This window comes from Methylobacterium carpenticola (assembly GCF_042748905.1).
Classification (GTDB): Bacteria; Pseudomonadota; Alphaproteobacteria; order Rhizobiales; family Beijerinckiaceae; genus Methylobacterium; species Methylobacterium carpenticola.
Map to the genome: position 1 here is coordinate 3,442,070 of NZ_JBHZEO010000001.1, position 14,409 is coordinate 3,456,478.

Below are 14,409 nucleotides of genomic sequence, written 5' to 3' on the forward strand. Positions count from 1 at the left end.
CGGCCGGAACCCGCGTCAATGCGCGCCGACGCGGCGGGCGGGCACGATGTCGTTGGCGATCACCTCGCCGAAGGGGCCGTTGTTGCGGGTGGTGCCGAAGCCGGCGCCGTTCCCGGTGGTGCTGCGCAGGGGGAGCTTGGGGAAGACGAGTTCCGCGAAGCGGTAGGCCTCCTCCAGGTGCGGGTAGCCGGAGAGGATGAAACGGTCGATGCCGAGATCGATGTATTCCTTCATCCGGTCGGCCACCTGATCGGCCGAGCCGACCAGGGCGGTGCCGGCGCCGCCCCGCACCAGGCCGACGCCCGCCCACAGGTTCGGCGAGACCACGAGCTTGCTGCGGTCGCCCCCGTGCAGCGCCATCATGCGGCTCTGGCCGACCGAGTCCTGCCGCTTCAGGGTCTCCTGCGCGCGGGCGATGGTCGCGTCGTCGAGGCGCGAGATCAGCGATTCCGCCGCCGCCCAGGCCTCGGCCTCCGTCTCGCGCACGATCACGTGCAGCCGGATGCCGTACGAGAAGGTCTTGCCGCGCGTCTCGGCCGCCGCGCGGGCGCGGGCGATCTTCTCCGCCACCTGCGCCGGGGGCTCGCCCCAGGTGAGATAGACGTCGCAATGGTCCGCCGCGACCTCGATCCCCGCTCCCGACGAGCCGCCGAAATAGAGCGGCGGATGCGGCTCCTGCACCGGCCGGAAGATCAGGCGCCCGTCCTCGGCGCGCAGGTGCTTGCCCTGGAAGGTGACGCTCTCGCCCGCCATCAGCCCGCGCCAGATGTGCAGGAACTCGTCCGTCACGACGTAGCGCTCGTCATGGTCGAGGAAGACGCCGTCGCCACGCAGCTCCACCGGGTCGCCGCCCGTCACCACGTTGATGAGGAGGCGCCCGTCCGAGATACGGTCGAGGGTCGCGGCCATGCGGGCCGCCGCCGAGGGCTCCTGCAGGCCGGGCCGCACGGCGACGAGGAAGCGCAGGCGCTTCGTCAGCGGCGCCAGCGCCGAGGCGACGACCCAGGAATCCTCGCAGGAGCGGCCGGTCGGCAGCAGCACGCCGAAATAGCCGAGTTCGTCGGCGGCCTGCGCGATCTGGCGCAGATAGGCGAGCGAGACCTCGCGGGCCCCCTCGCTCGCGCCGAGATAGCGCCCGTCGCCGTGGGTGGGCAGGAACCAGAGGACGTCGGTCTGTGCGCTCATCGGCGGTCTCCACATGCAGTCGCGGCGCCTCGGGTCGAGGCCCGAGACGCCCGCAATCTCCCCGCGGCCGCCTCGCGGCGGCCCTCCCCCGGAACGGCGGTCGATCGGAAGAACTTCAACGATCCATCCAAGACCATCCGGCCACAGGGTCGGTCATCGGAACGAGATAAGCGTCCGAACCGGTCTCCGTCAATTTTACATTATCGCTGAATGGGAGACACAAATACTATGAAACAGGCTCCCGATGGAATTTCGTTCTCTCCCGCGCGGCAGGGCCGGGGCCCTCATCCCTGCAACGAGAAAGGGCCGCGCGAGGCGGCCCTTCCGGAGATCGTCGGGTGTCGGTCGTCAGAGGCCCATCAGCGCATTCGCCGAGCCGACGACGGTGCCGACGAGGGTGGCCACGAAGACGCCGATCATGGCGTAGGAGAATGCCTTCAGGATCATGTCTCGGTCTCTCTTCCGTTCGATCAGCAGCGGTAGCCGCCGGAGGTCTGGCCGTACTGCTTCACGGGGCGGGTCTGCTGGTTGGCGTTGCCCTCGGAAGCCGAGCTCATCGGGCACTGCGTGAACATCGGGCCGTCATGGACGCCGAGCGAGCCCGTGTATTCGACGTCGCGCGGGGCGAAGGGGTTGAAGGGGGAGTCGATGCTGAACGCCATCGCGGACGAGATCGGGGCGGCGCCCAGCACGAGGGCGGTGACGACGGCGGCGATACGGGTCTTCATGGGGTTTCGGCTCCTTGCTGGTCACGAACCCTGTCACAGGGTCCGTTTCGTCTCGATGATCTGAAGATAGGATGCCGGACCCGAACGCGACGTGTCGGAGCGCACATGACGCCAGGGATTAAAAACAGATCCGTTCCAGGCTCCAGTTTTGTCTCCCAATCTTCTCGGTTCAAGATTACCGACGAAGCTCCTGGAACCCGACATGACGCTGCGGAGTTGGCTCCGTCTTCTTGCGTCATGGGAGAAATTCGGCTGTCCCTCGACGGCCCGGCCGGCTCTCAGGCGAGGGCCCGCAGCACCACGACGACGGCGACGCCGAGCGCGACCGTGCCGAGGAGCGGGAGCCGCCGGGCGCCGAGGATCGCCGCCAGCGCCGCGCAGGTCTCCGGCCAGCCGGTCGCCAGCACCGAGGGCGCGATGACGGCGGTGAGCACCGCCGGCGGGATCGCGTCGAAGGCGGCCTTGGCCCGTCCCGAGAGGGCGAGGCGGCCCGCGAGGAGAAGGCCTGCGACGCGGGTCGCGTAGGTCACCGCGGCCATGCCGAGGATCGCCGCGAGAACGGCCGGATCGAGGCTCATCGTCCCGCCTCCGGAGACGGGGCGACGAGGACGGCGGCGAGGATCCCCGCGAGGGCCCCGGCCGCGACGTGCCAGGGCGGCCCGGCGAGGCCGTGGACGACGGCGGCCACGACCGCGCTCGCCCCGATCACCACCGCACTCGACCGCCCGCGCCAGAAGCTCGCGACGAGGCCGATGAACAGCGCCGTGAAGGCGAAATCGGCGCCGAGGCGCCGGGGATCGCCGAGGACCGAGCCCGCGAGCGCGCCGAGGATGCACCAGACCAGCCAGTTGACCCAGAAGGCGGCGCCCATCGCGCCGAAATACGCCGGCGTCAGCGTTTGCCGGGCCGCGCGCCGCTCGGCGAAGGCCCAGTTCTCGTCGGCCATCAGGGCGAGCTGGGCGAGTTTCTGGCCGCGCGAGAAGCGGCCGAGCCGGCCGGCGAGCGAGGCGCCCATCAGAACGTGGCGCAGGTTGATGAGGAGCGTCGAGACGACGAGCACGGCCACCGGCACCGGCACCGTCCAGATCTCGATCGCCGCGAACTGCGCCCCGCCCGCGAAGACGAGGCCCGACATCAGCGCCACCTCCAGGACGGAGAGCCCCTTGCCGGCCGCCACCGCCCCGAACAGCAGACCGATCGGCACCGCCGCGACGGCCGGCGCCGCGATGTCGCGCAGGCCCGCGCGGATCTCAGCCCGGATTCCCTCCGGCCCGTCTTCGAATGTTCCGTGCACCGCCACGTCCCCCACCGGACCCCGCCGCGCCCCTCGCGGCGGCCGGGATCCTGTGCGCCGGAGCGGTCCGGGCGGTCTTGGACGAAAGTGCTCGCGGCCGTCATACGGCTCCCGCGTGACGGCTTCGCGATGCGGAAACCGGCGTCGCTCAGGCTGCGCGGAACGTCCCGGGCATCACCCCGAGCCGGGCCTTGAAGGCGCGGGTGAGGTGGCTCTGATCGTAGAAGCCGCAGGCGGCGGCGACCTCCGCCGGGCTCTCCCCGGCCGCGAGGCGCCGGCAGGCGGCGCGGACGCGGCGATCGACGAGGTAGGCGTGCGGGGCGAGGCCGGTCTCCGCCCGAAAGGCGCGGATCAGGTGGCTGCGCGACAGGCCCGCGACCCGCGACAGGGCCGCGAGGTCGACATCCTCGTCCGCATGCGCGTCGAGATAGTCGCGGGCCCGCGCGACGCCGCCCCGGTTGCAGGGCCGGCGGGGCGGCAGGATCCCCTCGGCGAAGCGCGCGATGAGGGCCGAGAGGAAGCCGATGACGGCGCCGTCGGCGGCGAGCATCGGTCCGCGCGCCTCGGGCCCGAGCACCGCGAGGAGGCGCGCCAGCGCCGCGGCGAGATCCGGCGCCGGCAGCACCGAGGCCGGGAACCAGGGCGGACCCGGCAGCGGCCGGTCCGCGATCTCCTCGGCGATGTCCTGCATCAGCGCCGCCGAGGGGTAGAAGGTGCGGTAGACGAAGCCGCCGCCATGCGGCGCCCCGTCGTGCAGCTCGTCCGGGCAGACCACCGCCACCGAGCCCGCCCCCGCGTAATGCTGCGCCCCGCGGTGGAAGAAGGTCTCGCAGCCCGCCTGGATCGAGGCGATGGCGTAGGTCTCGTGGGTGTGCCGGACGTAGGAATGGCGCCTGAAGGTGGCGGCGAGGCAGTCGAGCCCGCTGTAGCGCGGCACCCGCCAGAAGCGGGCCACGTCCCCCCGGGCCGCGAGGGCGGGATCGAGATCGGGGAAGGGGTCGGCCGCGCTCATCGGCCCCGGTCTAAGCGTCATTCGCCGCCCTGGCCACCGGTCCGGCGCGCCGGGTCAGGCCCGCCGCACCAAGGCGGTGGGGCTGCGCCCGATCATGCAGCGGAACCGGCGGCCCATCCGCCCATCGGGGAAGCCCGACAGGACCGCCACCTCGCTGACGCTCAGGCGCCGGTCCGCCAGCAGCCGCCGCGCCCGCGCCACGCGCTCGCGCAGGACGTCCCGGGAGGGCGTCACGCCGAAGCTGCCCTTGAAGGCGCGCACGACGTCGCTCTCGCTCAGGCCGACCGAGGCGGCGATCGCCGCGGCACTGCGGGACCTGCGCATGACGCGCGTGATCGTCGCCCACCGGCCGGCGGCCATCGCGCATGCCGATTTCACCTTGCGCTTCGACGGGCGCGCCCTCGCCGTCCCGGTCTGAGCCTCACCCGGCCAGTTGGCGCAGGGCCGCCACGATCGCGTCCTCCAGGGCGCGCGGATGCGCCCGCGGCGGGAAGCGGGCGATGACGCGGCCGTCGCGCCCGACCAGGAACTTGGTGAAGTTCCACTTGATCGCGGCGGTGCCGAAGATCCCCCGCCGCGCGCGCCGCAGATGCGCGAAGAGCGGATCGGCCGCCGGCCCGTTCACCGCGACCTTGGCCAGAACCGGGAAGGTGACCCCGTAGTTGAGGCTGCAGAACTGCGCGATCTCCCTCGCATCGCCGGGCTCCTGGGCGCCGAACTGGTTGCAGGGAAAGCCCAGAACCACGAGGCCCTCCGCCCGGTGCCGCCGCCAGAGCTCTTCGAGCCCCTCGTATTGCGGGGTGAAGCCGCAGCGCGACGCCGTGTTGACGATGAGCAGCACCTGACCGCGATACTCGGCGAGCGGATGCGGCGTGCCGTCCGCGGCGGCGGGGGAGAAATCGTAGATCGCGGTCATGCGGGCCGGCGTGTCGGCATCTCAGGGGGTGGATGCGGTTCTCCGCCGGGCCAGGCGGCTTGGCAAGGCCCCGCGACTGCGGAGGCCTTGCGAGCCAGCGGAGATCAGGGCTTCGCGTCGACCTTGACGGGATGATCCGATCACCTCGCCCCTTTCCCGGATCTCCTCCCCCTCCGCTCCCGTCGTCCGGGAAAGGGGCGAGGACAGGAGAGCCGGCTGCGCTCGATCCCTCAGGCGCCGAGCGCCCGCTCCAGCTCGCCCTTCGACATCTTGGACCGGCCCGGAATGTTGCGGGCGCGGGCATTCCTCATCAGCTCGGCCTTGGTCGCCCCGCCGCGGCTCTCCGTGCGGGCAGCGGCCGTCTTGGCGGCGATCGCCTTCGGCTGCCGGGAATGCTGCCGGCCCTTGGCGGTGTCGGCGCGCTTCTTCGCGGTGGTCTGCCGATACTCGTCGGCGCTCAACCGCTCGCGCGCCGTCTTGGGCAAGTAGCGCTCACCGGTCTCGCCGCTCTTCCCGCCCGACTTCGTGCCCCAATCCTCCTCGGTCCATTGGTGCAGATGGTTGTCGTCGGACCTCCGCCCCGCGTAACCGCCGCCCTCCTCCTTGTACTCGTGGACCGCGAGCTGCGCCTTGCGGGCCGACCACTGGCCCGGCTTGCCGCCCTTGGCGGAACGCGTGACCTTTTTCTTCACCGCCTCCCAGAGCTTCGGATCGGTCTTCTCGGCAGTGCCGGCCATGGCGGATCCCTCGCGTGCGATCGTCACGGGCTCAACCGGAGCTGGCTCCGTCGAGTTCCGCTGCGGCCGGACGGCATGGCGGACAGGCGCGATCGTGATGGCTCGGCGATTGACTTGCGACGACTCTGACCTCATCCACCGTCGCGCCGCGGCGTTCCTCCTTCACCGCCGCGCGGAGCCCACCATGAGCCGCACTTCTCTGCAGCGCCCCAGCGTCTTCATCGACGGCGAGGCCGGCACGACCGGCCTCGGCATCCGCGAGCGATTGGAGGCTTTCGACGATCTCACCCTGCGCTCCATCCCGCACGAGCAGCGCAAGGATCCGGCGGCCAAGCGCGCCCTCCTCGCCGAGGTCGATCTCGTCGTGCTCTGCCTGCCCGACGAGGCCGCCAAGGAGACCGTGGCGATGGCCGACGGGCTGCCGGGCGGGGGCCCGCGCATCCTCGATGCGAGCACGGCCCACCGGGTCGCGCCGGGCTGGACCTACGGCTTCGCCGAGCTGACGCCGGACCAGCGGGGCCTGCTGCGCGCGGCGCGGCGCGTCGCCAATCCGGGCTGCTACCCGACCGGGGCGATCGCGCTGCTGCGCCCGCTCGTCGATGCGGGTCTGATCCCGGCCGACTTCCCGATCAGCATCAACGCGGTGAGCGGCTACAGCGGCGGCGGCCGCAAGATGATCGAGGATTACGAGGCCGGCACCGCCCCGGCCTTCCAGCTCTACGGCCTCGGCTTCGCCCACAAGCACCTGCCGGAGACGCAGGCCTATAGCGGGCTCACCCGCCGGCCGATCTTCATTCCCTCGGTGGGGAATTTCCGCCAGGGCATGCTGGTGTCGATCCCGCTGCACCTCGATGCGCTGCCGGGCCGGCCGAAGGCGGGCGATCTCGAAGCGGCGCTCCAGGCCCGCTACGCGGGCGAGGAGCTGGTGCGCGTGGTGCCGGGAGCCGAGGACGGGGCGCATCGCGAGCGCCTGGAGCCGGAGGCCCTCAACGGCACCGACCGGCTGGAGCTGCGGGTGTTCGGCTCGGACACGCACGGCCAGGCCGTGCTCGTCGCGCGCCTCGACAATCTCGGCAAGGGCGCCTCGGGGGCGGCGGTGCAGAACCTGCGCCTGATGCTCGACCTCGCCTGATCAGGGATGGCGGGGCCGGCCGCCTCGCCGCACAGGGATGAAAGGCAAGCCGCCCGGACGCTCCGGGCGGCTTGTCTCGGTCGCGGCGGAATCACGCGCCACCGGCCTGGATGCGCGCCTCCAGGCGGCGCAGCGTGCGGACGAACAGGTCGGAATCCTGCAAGGCCCGCGCGGTGACGAGCGCGCCCTGGATCGCGGCGACGACCTCTTCCGCGAGGTCCTGCGCGGCCTCTGCCTCCCGGCCGGTGCGGCGCAGGGCATCGCCCAGGGCGTCGCGCCACGCCGCGAAGTAGCCGTGGATCCGCGCCGCGAACCGGTCCCGCTCGTCGCCCAGCGCCAGCACGCCCACGAGGCAGAGGCGGCGGCCGGACCGGAAATAGGTCTCGGTCGTGCGGAACATCGCCGCGATGGCCGCCTGCGGATCGGCGTCCTCGCGCAGCGGCCGGAACATGGCGGCCTGGAACCAGCCGTCGATGTCGTCGAGAACGCTCGCGGCCATCTCCTCCTTCCCGCCGGGGAAGAAGTGGTAGAGGCTGCCCTTGCCGAGGCCCGTCTTCGCGCTGATCAGCGACAGGCTCGCTCCTGCGAATCCGTGCTCCCGAAACACCTCGGCGAGGAGCGGGAGCACGTCGGCGCGCTCAGCCACAACCTTGGGCATGCGGCCGGATCACAGGGCGAGGTCGGACAGGCTCGGATGATCGGCCGGACGCGGATGCGCGCGGTCCCAGTGGAACAGCCGCTCGCCCTCCGTGATCGCGATGTCGTTGATGCTGGCGTGGCGCACCCGCATCAGCCCGTTCCCGTCGAATTCCCAGTTCTCGTTGCCGTAGGCGCGGAACCAGTCGCCGCGATCGTCGTGGAACTCGTAGGCGAAGCGCACCGCGATGCGGTCGCCGGTGAAGGCCCAGAGTTCCTTGATCAGCCGGTATTCGTGCTCGCGGCTCCACTTGCGGGTGAGGAAGGCCACGATGGCGGGGCGCCCGCTGAAGATCTCCGAGCGGTTCCGCCAGCGGCTGTCCGGCGTGTAGGCGAGCGAGACCTTCTCGGGGTTGCAGCTGTTCCAGCCGTCCTCGGCGGCGCGGACCTTCCGGATGGCGGTGTCCCGGGTGAAGGGCGGGAGCGGCGGACGGGTTTCGGTCATGGTGAAGCCCTGCTCGAACGGCCTGTACCGATCGGTACTGCACAAACCGATCGGTACAGGGAGAGCGGGGCGCAGTCAATCTCGGATCAGCGGGAGCGCCCCACCGCCCGACATCCGGACTCAACCCCTGTCCCGGGCGCAGGCCGCATCGGCGGAGCGAGATCCGGGGGAAGGGGCGGGCCGCAGGACGGGTCAGTGCAGTGCGTGACGCGTGTCCGCTCAGGCGGCCCGCGGCTCGGCCCGGTCCCGGCCGCCGAACGCCTTCAGCACCAGCGGGTCCAGGCCCTGGCCGTCCGCCGCGCAATAGGCCGCGAGCGCCTCGCGCATCTTCGGCGTCCAGAAATCCTGGATGTGCTTGGCCACGCTCGAAACTCCCTCCTCCTCAGGGTAGGGATGGAAGAAGGTGGCGATCTGGTTGGCCATGCGGATCAGCTTGGCGGTCTGGTCGGCGCCGCTCATGGGGTTTCCTCCGGTGGATCGGGGGCGAGGACGAGGCGCTCGGCCCCCGTGAAGACCGTGACGGTGTCGCTGCGGGCGATGGCCGCGAGCGTCAGCCCGTGCGCCCGCGCGCGTTCCACGGCGAGCGAGGTCGGGGCGGAGATCGCGACGAGCACCGAGGCGCCGAAGCTCGCCGCCTTCTCGGCCATCTCGAACGAGCAGCGGCTGGTGATGACGAGGAAGCCCGCGGCCGGATCGGTCCCGGCCCGCAACAGCGCCCCGATCAGCTTGTCGAGGGCGTTGTGGCGGCCGACATCCTCGCGCACCGCGAGGATGGCGCCGTCGAGCCCCGCCCAGGCGGCGGCGTGCACCGCCCGGGTCTCGCGGTTGAGCGTCTGGAGATCGGAGAGGGCGGAGAGCGCCCGCTCGACCGCCGCCACGCTCACCCGGACCCCGGCATCCGGCCGGGTCTCGGCCCTGGGAATGTCGGCGAGGTCGTCGATGCCGCAGACCCCGCAGCCCGTGCGCCCGCTCATGGCGCGCTTGCGCGCGAGATGCTCGCGCAGGCGGCCCGGGGCGAGATCGACCACGAGGCGCAGGCCCCCTTCCCCGGGCTCGACCACGGCGCCGCGGATCTCCTCGGCCCCCTGGACGATGCTCTCGGTGAGGCTGAACCCGTAGGCGAAATCCACGAGATCGGCGGGGGTCGTCATCATCACGGCATAGGGCACGCTGCCGTAGATCACGTTGACGGGCATCTCGACGGCGAGCGGGCGGGTATCCGCCCGCGCCTGCGGGTCGTCGTAGGCGACCACCCGCGTCGGGACGCGGACGGCGGTCCGCGCCGCCGCCTCGCCGCCGCTACTCGGCGGCATCGAGCTGCTGGGCGATGCGGGTGAGGGAGATGTCTTCCTCATAGAACCGGGCCTGCCAATCGGATGGCCGGTTGGTACGCCGGACCTGCACCGCCGTCACCTTGTATTCGGGGCAGTTGGTCGCCCAGTCCGAGTAGTCGGTGGTGATGACGTTGGCGCCGGTCTTGGCGTGGTGGAAGGTGGTGTAGACGATCCCCGGCTGCATCCGCTCGGTGACGCGGGCCTTGAGCGCGATGTCGCCCGACCGGCTCTCCAGCGCCACCAGATCCCCATCCACGATGCCGCGGGTCTCGGCATCGAAGGGGTGGATCTCCAGCACGTCCTCCTCGTGCCAGCGCGAATTGTGGGTGCGCCGGGTCTGCGCGCCGACATTGTACTGGGAGAGGATGCGACCGGTGGTGAGGATCAGCGGGTACTTGGCCGTCGTGCGCTCGTCGGTGGGGACGAACTCGGTGATCATGAACTTGCCGAGGCCGCGCACGAAGCGGTCGACATGCATCATCGGCGTGCCCTCGGGGGCCTCCGCGTTGCATGGCCACTGGATCGAGCCGAGTTCCTCCAGCCGGGCGTAGGAGACGCCCGCGAAGCTCGGGGTGAGCCGGGCGATCTCGTCCATGATCTCGGACGGGTTCGCGTAGCGCATCGGGTAGCCGAGGGCGTTGGAGAGCAGCATGGTGCCCTCCCAGTCGGCGTAGCCGCCCATCGGCGGCATCACCTTGCGCACGCGGCTGATGCGCCGCTCGGCATTGGTGAAGGTGCCGTCCTTCTCCAGGAACGAGGCCCCCGGCAGGAAGACGTGGGCGTATTTCGCGGTCTCGTTCAGGAACAGGTCCTGGATGACGATGCATTCCATCGCCTTGAGGCCCGCCGTCACGTGGTGGGTGTCGGGATCCGACTGGGCGATGTCCTCGCCCTGGATGTAGAGCCCCTTGAAGCTGCCGCCGACCGCCTCGTCGAGCATGTTGGTGATGCGCAGGCCCGGATCGGGCGACAGGGTCGCGCCCCACAGCGACTCGAAGGTCTCGCGGGTGGCGTCGTCCGAGACGTGGCGGTAGCCCGAGAGCTCGTGCGGGAACGAGCCCATGTCGCAGGAGCCCTGCACGTTGTTCTGGCCGCGCAGCGGGTTCACGCCGGCGCCGGGCTTGCCGATGTTGCCGGTGGCCATGGCGAGGTTGGCCAGCCCCATCACCATCGTGGAGCCCTGGCTGTGCTCGGTGACGCCGAGCCCGTAATAGATCGCCGCGGCGCCGCCCGTGGCGTAGAGCCGGGCGGCGGCGCGCAGATCCGCCGGATCGACGCCGATCGTCGGCCCGATCACCTCGGGAGCGTGGCGCCCCTCGGCCACGAAGCGGGCCCAGACCTCGAAATCCACGAGGTCGCAGCGTTCGCGGACATAGGCCTCGTCCACCAGCCCCTCGGTGACGATGACGTGCGCCATCGCGTTCACGAAGGCGACGTTGGAGCCGGGCTTCAGGGGCAGGTGGTAATCCGCCTTGATGTGGGGCGATTTCACGAGGTCGATCCGGCGCGGATCGGCCACGATCAGCCTGGCGCCCTGGCGCAGGCGCTTCTTCATCCGCGAGCCGAAGACCGGGTGGCCGTCGGTCGGGTTGGCGCCCACCACCAGGATCACGTCGGCGTATTCCACCGACTTGAAGTCCTGCGTGCCGGCGGAGGTGCCGAGCGTGGTCTTGAGGCCGTAGCCGGTCGGCGAGTGGCAGACCCGGGCGCAGGTATCGACGTTGTTGTTGCCGAAGCCGGCGCGCACCAGCTTCTGGACCAGATAGGCCTCCTCGTTGGTGCAGCGCGAGGAGGTGATGCCGCCGACCGCGTCGCGGCCGTAGGTGGCCTGGATCCGCTTGAACTCGGAGGCCGCGTGGGCGATGGCCTCCTCCCACGACACCTCGCGCCACGGATCCGTGATCGTCTGGCGGATCATCGGCTTGGTGATGCGGTCCCGGTGGGTGGCATAGCCGTAGGCGAAGCGGCCCTTCACGCAGGAATGGCCGTCATTCGCCTTGCCGTCCTTGTAGGGCACCATCCGCACCACGCGGGAGCCCTGCATCTCGGCCTTGAAGGCGCAGCCGACGCCGCAATAGGCGCAGGTCGTCACGGCCGAATGCTCGGGCTGGCCGTGCGCGATGATCGACTTCTCGGTGAGCGTCGCGGTCGGGCAGGCCTGCACGCAGGCGCCGCAGGAGACGCATTCCGACTCGAAGAAGCTGGTCGGGCCGGAGGCCACGCGCGAATCGAAGCCGCGCCCCGCGATGGTGAGCGCGAAGGTGCCCTGCACCTCCTCGCAGGCCCGGACGCAGCGGTTGCAGACGATGCACTTCGCCGGGTCGTAGGTGAAGTAGGGGTTCGACTCGTCCTTCGGCAGGTAGAGGTCGGAGGACTTGCGGACGTGGTTGGCGCCCTCCTCGTAGCGCACCTCGCGCAGGCCGACCGCGCCGGCCATGTCCTGCAATTCGCAGTCGCCGTTGGCCGCGCAGGTCAGGCAGTCGAGGGGATGGTCGGAGATGTAGAGCTCCATCACCCCCTTGCGCAGCTTGGCGAGCTTGTCGCTCTGGGTGTGCACCACCATGCCGTCCTCGGCCGGGGTGGTGCAGGAGGCCGGCGTGCCGCGCCGCCCGTCGATCTCCACGAGGCAGAGCCGGCAGGAGCCGAAGGGCTCCAGGCTGTCGGTGGCGCAGAGCTTGGGGATCTGCGTGCCGGCCGTCATGGCGGCGGCCATCACGGAGGTGCCCGCCGGCACCGTCACCCTCTGGCCGTCGATCGTCAGCGTCACGGTCGTGTCGGCGACGCGGATCGGGGTGCCGTAGTCGATTTCCTTGATCAGGGCCATGGACGCCTCCTCACTCGGCCGCCATCGGCAGCCGGGAGCTGCGGTCGAAATCCTCGGGGAAGTGGGTGATGGCGCTCATCACGGGCACGGGCGTCAGGCCGCCCATGGCGCAGAGCGAGCCATCGGTCATGACCTCGCAGAGATCCTCGACCAGCCGCAGGGGCTCGGCCGGATCCTCGCCCGCGAGCAGGCGGTCCATGGTCTCGCGCCCGCGCACCGCACCGATCCGGCAGGGCGTGCACTTGCCGCAGGATTCGACCGCGCAGAACTCGAAGGCGAAGCGCGCTTGGCGGGCCATGTCGACGGTGTCGTCGAACACCACCACGCCGCCATGGCCGACGAGGCCCTTCTTGGCCGCGAAGGCCTCGTAATCCATCGGCGTGTCGAACAGCGTATCGGGGAAATAGGCCCCGAGCGGCCCGCCCACCTGCGCGGCCCGCACCGGCCGGCCCGAGAGGGTGCCGCCGCCGAAATCCTCGATCACCTCGCGCAGGCTGATGCCGAAGGCGGTCTCGATCAGGCCGCCATGCTTCACGTTGCCGGCGAGCTGGATCGGCAGCGTGCCGCGCGAGCGGCCCATGCCGTAATCCGCATAGGCCTGCCCGCCATGCTCCAGGATCCACGGCACCGCCGCGAAGGAGAGCACGTTGTTGACCAGCGTCGGGCGGCCGAACAGGCCCTTGAGAGCCGGGATCGGGGGCTTGGCCCGCACGATGCCGCGCTTGCCCTCCAGGCTCTCGAGGAGCGAGGTCTCCTCGCCGCAGATATAGGCGCCGGCGCCGAGCCGGACCTCCAGATGGAAATCCCTGCCGGAACCCAGGATGTCGCGGCCGAGCACGTTCGCCCGCTCGCCCGCCGCGATGGCGGCCTTGAGCGTCTCGAAGGCATTCGGATATTCGGAGCGCAGATAGATGTAGCCGCGGGTGGCCCCCACCGCGACGCCCGCGATCGTCATGCCCTCGATCAGGGTGAAGGGATCGCCCTCCATCAGCATGCGGTCGGCGAAGGTGCCGGAATCGCCCTCGTCGGCGTTGCAGACCACGTATTTCCGGTCGGCCTCCGCCCGCATCACGGTGTTCCACTTGATGCCGGTCGGGAAGCCCGCGCCGCCGCGGCCGCGCAGCCCCGAGACCTTCACGGCCTCGACCGTGTCGGCCGGCCCGATCTCCAGGGCGCGGGCGAGGCCGGCATAGCCGCCATGGGCGCGGTAATCGGCCACCGAGACCGGATCGACCACGCCGCAGCGGTGGAAGGTCAGGCGCTGCTGGCGCGCGAGATAGGGATGCGCCTCGGGGCGGCCGATGCGCAGGCGGTGCGCGCCGCCCTCGGCGAGGCCGGCATCGAGCAGGGATTCGACGTCGCCCGCCCGGACGGGGCCGTAGGCGATGCGGCCCTCCGGCGTCTCCACCTCGACCATCGGCTCCAGCCAGAGCATGCCGCGCGAGCCGGTGCGCACGATGCGGATGTCGAGGTTGCGGGCGGCGGCGGCGCGGCTCAGCGCCTTGACGACGCGCTCGGCACCGAGCCCGATGGCGACGGCGTCGCGGGGGATGAAGATCGTGACGCTCACGCCGCGGCCTCCGTCAGGGCGGCCTGCAGGCCGTCGGCATCGAGCCGGGCGACGGGCTCGCCGTCGATGAGGGCGGCCGGGCCGCAGGCGCACAGCCCGAGGCAGAAGACCGGCTCCACGGTGACCTCGCCGTCGCGGGTGGTGCCGTGCCAATCGATTTCGAGGCGGCGCAGCACTTCGGCATGGAGCGCGTCGGCGCCCACGGCCTGGCAGGCCTCGGCGCGGCACAGCTTCACGACGCGCCGGCCGGCGGGCTTGGCCCGGAAATCGTGGTAGAAGGTGATGCAGCCGTGAACCTCCGCCTTCGAGAGGTTCAGGGCATCGGCGATCAGCGGGATCGCCGCCGCGTCCACGTAGCCGAACGTCTCCTGCAGGGCGTGCAGGATCGGCAGGGTGGCCCCCTCCAGACGGGTGTGTTCGGCGATGATCCCGGCGGCGCGCGCGCCGTCCCAGGGCTCGTATCCCTCCATCGTCCCCTTCCCGAGTTCGTTGTCGTTCTAAGGTGGAGCCTGTGGGAACCAGGGACCCGAATCAAT

General features: G+C 71.1%; 16 protein-coding genes. 1 reads left to right on the forward strand and 15 read right to left on the reverse strand.

Features of this window, described 5'->3' with window-relative positions:
- Window positions 1-15 precede the first annotated feature (15 nt).
- From ssuD to ACE101_RS16245, 8 genes are all read right to left on the reverse strand, one after another.
- Window positions 16-1,185 (reverse strand): FMNH2-dependent alkanesulfonate monooxygenase, encoded by a 1,170-nt coding sequence (gene ssuD / locus ACE101_RS16210; protein WP_379131348.1) that lies wholly within the window; start codon window positions 1,183-1,185, stop codon window positions 16-18.
- A gap of 470 nt (window positions 1,186-1,655) precedes the next feature.
- The gene (locus tag ACE101_RS16215; protein WP_379131350.1) at window positions 1,656-1,913 is read right to left on the reverse strand and encodes a hypothetical protein; all 258 of its coding nucleotides are present in this window, start codon (window positions 1,911-1,913) and stop codon (window positions 1,656-1,658) included.
- 278 nt (window positions 1,914-2,191) lie between these two features.
- Entirely contained in the window at window positions 2,192-2,491 is a 300-nt protein-coding gene (locus ACE101_RS16220; protein WP_379131353.1) for an AzlD family protein, read from the reverse strand.
- Window positions 2,488-3,207 (reverse strand): AzlC family ABC transporter permease, encoded by a 720-nt coding sequence (locus ACE101_RS16225; RefSeq protein ID WP_379131356.1) that lies wholly within the window; start codon window positions 3,205-3,207, stop codon window positions 2,488-2,490. The genes ACE101_RS16220 and ACE101_RS16225 overlap by 4 nt, the downstream gene beginning before the upstream one ends.
- Before the next feature lie 148 nt (window positions 3,208-3,355).
- On the reverse strand, window positions 3,356-4,219 hold the full coding sequence (locus ACE101_RS16230) for an AraC family transcriptional regulator (protein ID WP_379131358.1): 864 nt from the start codon (window positions 4,217-4,219) through the stop codon (window positions 3,356-3,358).
- A gap of 54 nt (window positions 4,220-4,273) precedes the next feature.
- Window positions 4,274-4,543: a helix-turn-helix domain-containing protein gene (locus tag ACE101_RS16235; protein ID WP_379131360.1), complete on the reverse strand. Its 270-nt coding sequence runs from the start codon at window positions 4,541-4,543 to the stop codon at window positions 4,274-4,276.
- A 97-nt stretch (window positions 4,544-4,640) separates the two neighbouring features.
- Entirely contained in the window at window positions 4,641-5,135 is a 495-nt protein-coding gene (locus ACE101_RS16240) for a glutathione peroxidase (RefSeq protein WP_379131362.1), read from the reverse strand.
- A gap of 230 nt (window positions 5,136-5,365) precedes the next feature.
- Window positions 5,366-5,872 carry a DUF5872 domain-containing protein gene (locus ACE101_RS16245; protein WP_379131365.1) on the reverse strand — a complete coding sequence of 169 codons (507 nt, stop codon included), beginning with the start codon at window positions 5,870-5,872 and terminating at the stop codon, window positions 5,366-5,368.
- 184 nt (window positions 5,873-6,056) lie between these two features.
- Here ACE101_RS16245 and argC point away from each other — a divergent pair, with 184 nt between their 5' ends.
- Entirely contained in the window at window positions 6,057-7,004 is a 948-nt protein-coding gene (gene argC, locus ACE101_RS16250) for an N-acetyl-gamma-glutamyl-phosphate reductase (RefSeq protein ID WP_379131367.1), read from the forward strand.
- A 91-nt stretch (window positions 7,005-7,095) separates the two neighbouring features.
- Here argC and ACE101_RS16255 read toward each other — a convergent pair whose 3' ends face one another.
- The 7 genes from ACE101_RS16255 to ACE101_RS16285 all read right to left on the reverse strand — a co-directional run bounded on the left by ACE101_RS16255 (window position 7,096) and on the right by ACE101_RS16285 (window position 14,343).
- Entirely contained in the window at window positions 7,096-7,662 is a 567-nt protein-coding gene (locus ACE101_RS16255) for a TetR/AcrR family transcriptional regulator (RefSeq protein WP_379131370.1), read from the reverse strand.
- A 9-nt stretch (window positions 7,663-7,671) separates the two neighbouring features.
- The gene (locus ACE101_RS16260; RefSeq protein WP_379131372.1) at window positions 7,672-8,145 is read right to left on the reverse strand and encodes a nuclear transport factor 2 family protein; all 474 of its coding nucleotides are present in this window, start codon (window positions 8,143-8,145) and stop codon (window positions 7,672-7,674) included.
- Between the two features lie 219 nt (window positions 8,146-8,364).
- A complete protein-coding gene (locus ACE101_RS16265; RefSeq protein ID WP_379131374.1) occupies window positions 8,365-8,604 on the reverse strand; it encodes a formate dehydrogenase subunit delta in 240 nt (79 codons plus the stop codon).
- Window positions 8,601-9,458: a formate dehydrogenase accessory sulfurtransferase FdhD gene (gene fdhD / locus ACE101_RS16270; protein WP_379131376.1), complete on the reverse strand. Its 858-nt coding sequence runs from the start codon at window positions 9,456-9,458 to the stop codon at window positions 8,601-8,603. Before fdhD ends, ACE101_RS16265 begins: the two co-directional genes overlap by 4 nt.
- Window positions 9,445-12,303, reverse strand: a complete 2,859-nt coding sequence (gene fdhF, locus ACE101_RS16275; RefSeq protein WP_379131378.1) for a formate dehydrogenase subunit alpha — start codon at window positions 12,301-12,303, stop codon at window positions 9,445-9,447. Before fdhF ends, fdhD begins: the two co-directional genes overlap by 14 nt.
- Before the next feature lie 10 nt (window positions 12,304-12,313).
- Window positions 12,314-13,873 carry a formate dehydrogenase beta subunit gene (locus ACE101_RS16280; protein ID WP_379131380.1) on the reverse strand — a complete coding sequence of 520 codons (1,560 nt, stop codon included), beginning with the start codon at window positions 13,871-13,873 and terminating at the stop codon, window positions 12,314-12,316.
- A complete protein-coding gene (locus ACE101_RS16285) occupies window positions 13,870-14,343 on the reverse strand; it encodes a formate dehydrogenase subunit gamma (protein ID WP_379131384.1) in 474 nt (157 codons plus the stop codon). The genes ACE101_RS16280 and ACE101_RS16285 overlap by 4 nt, the downstream gene beginning before the upstream one ends.
- Window positions 14,344-14,409 lie beyond the last annotated feature (66 nt).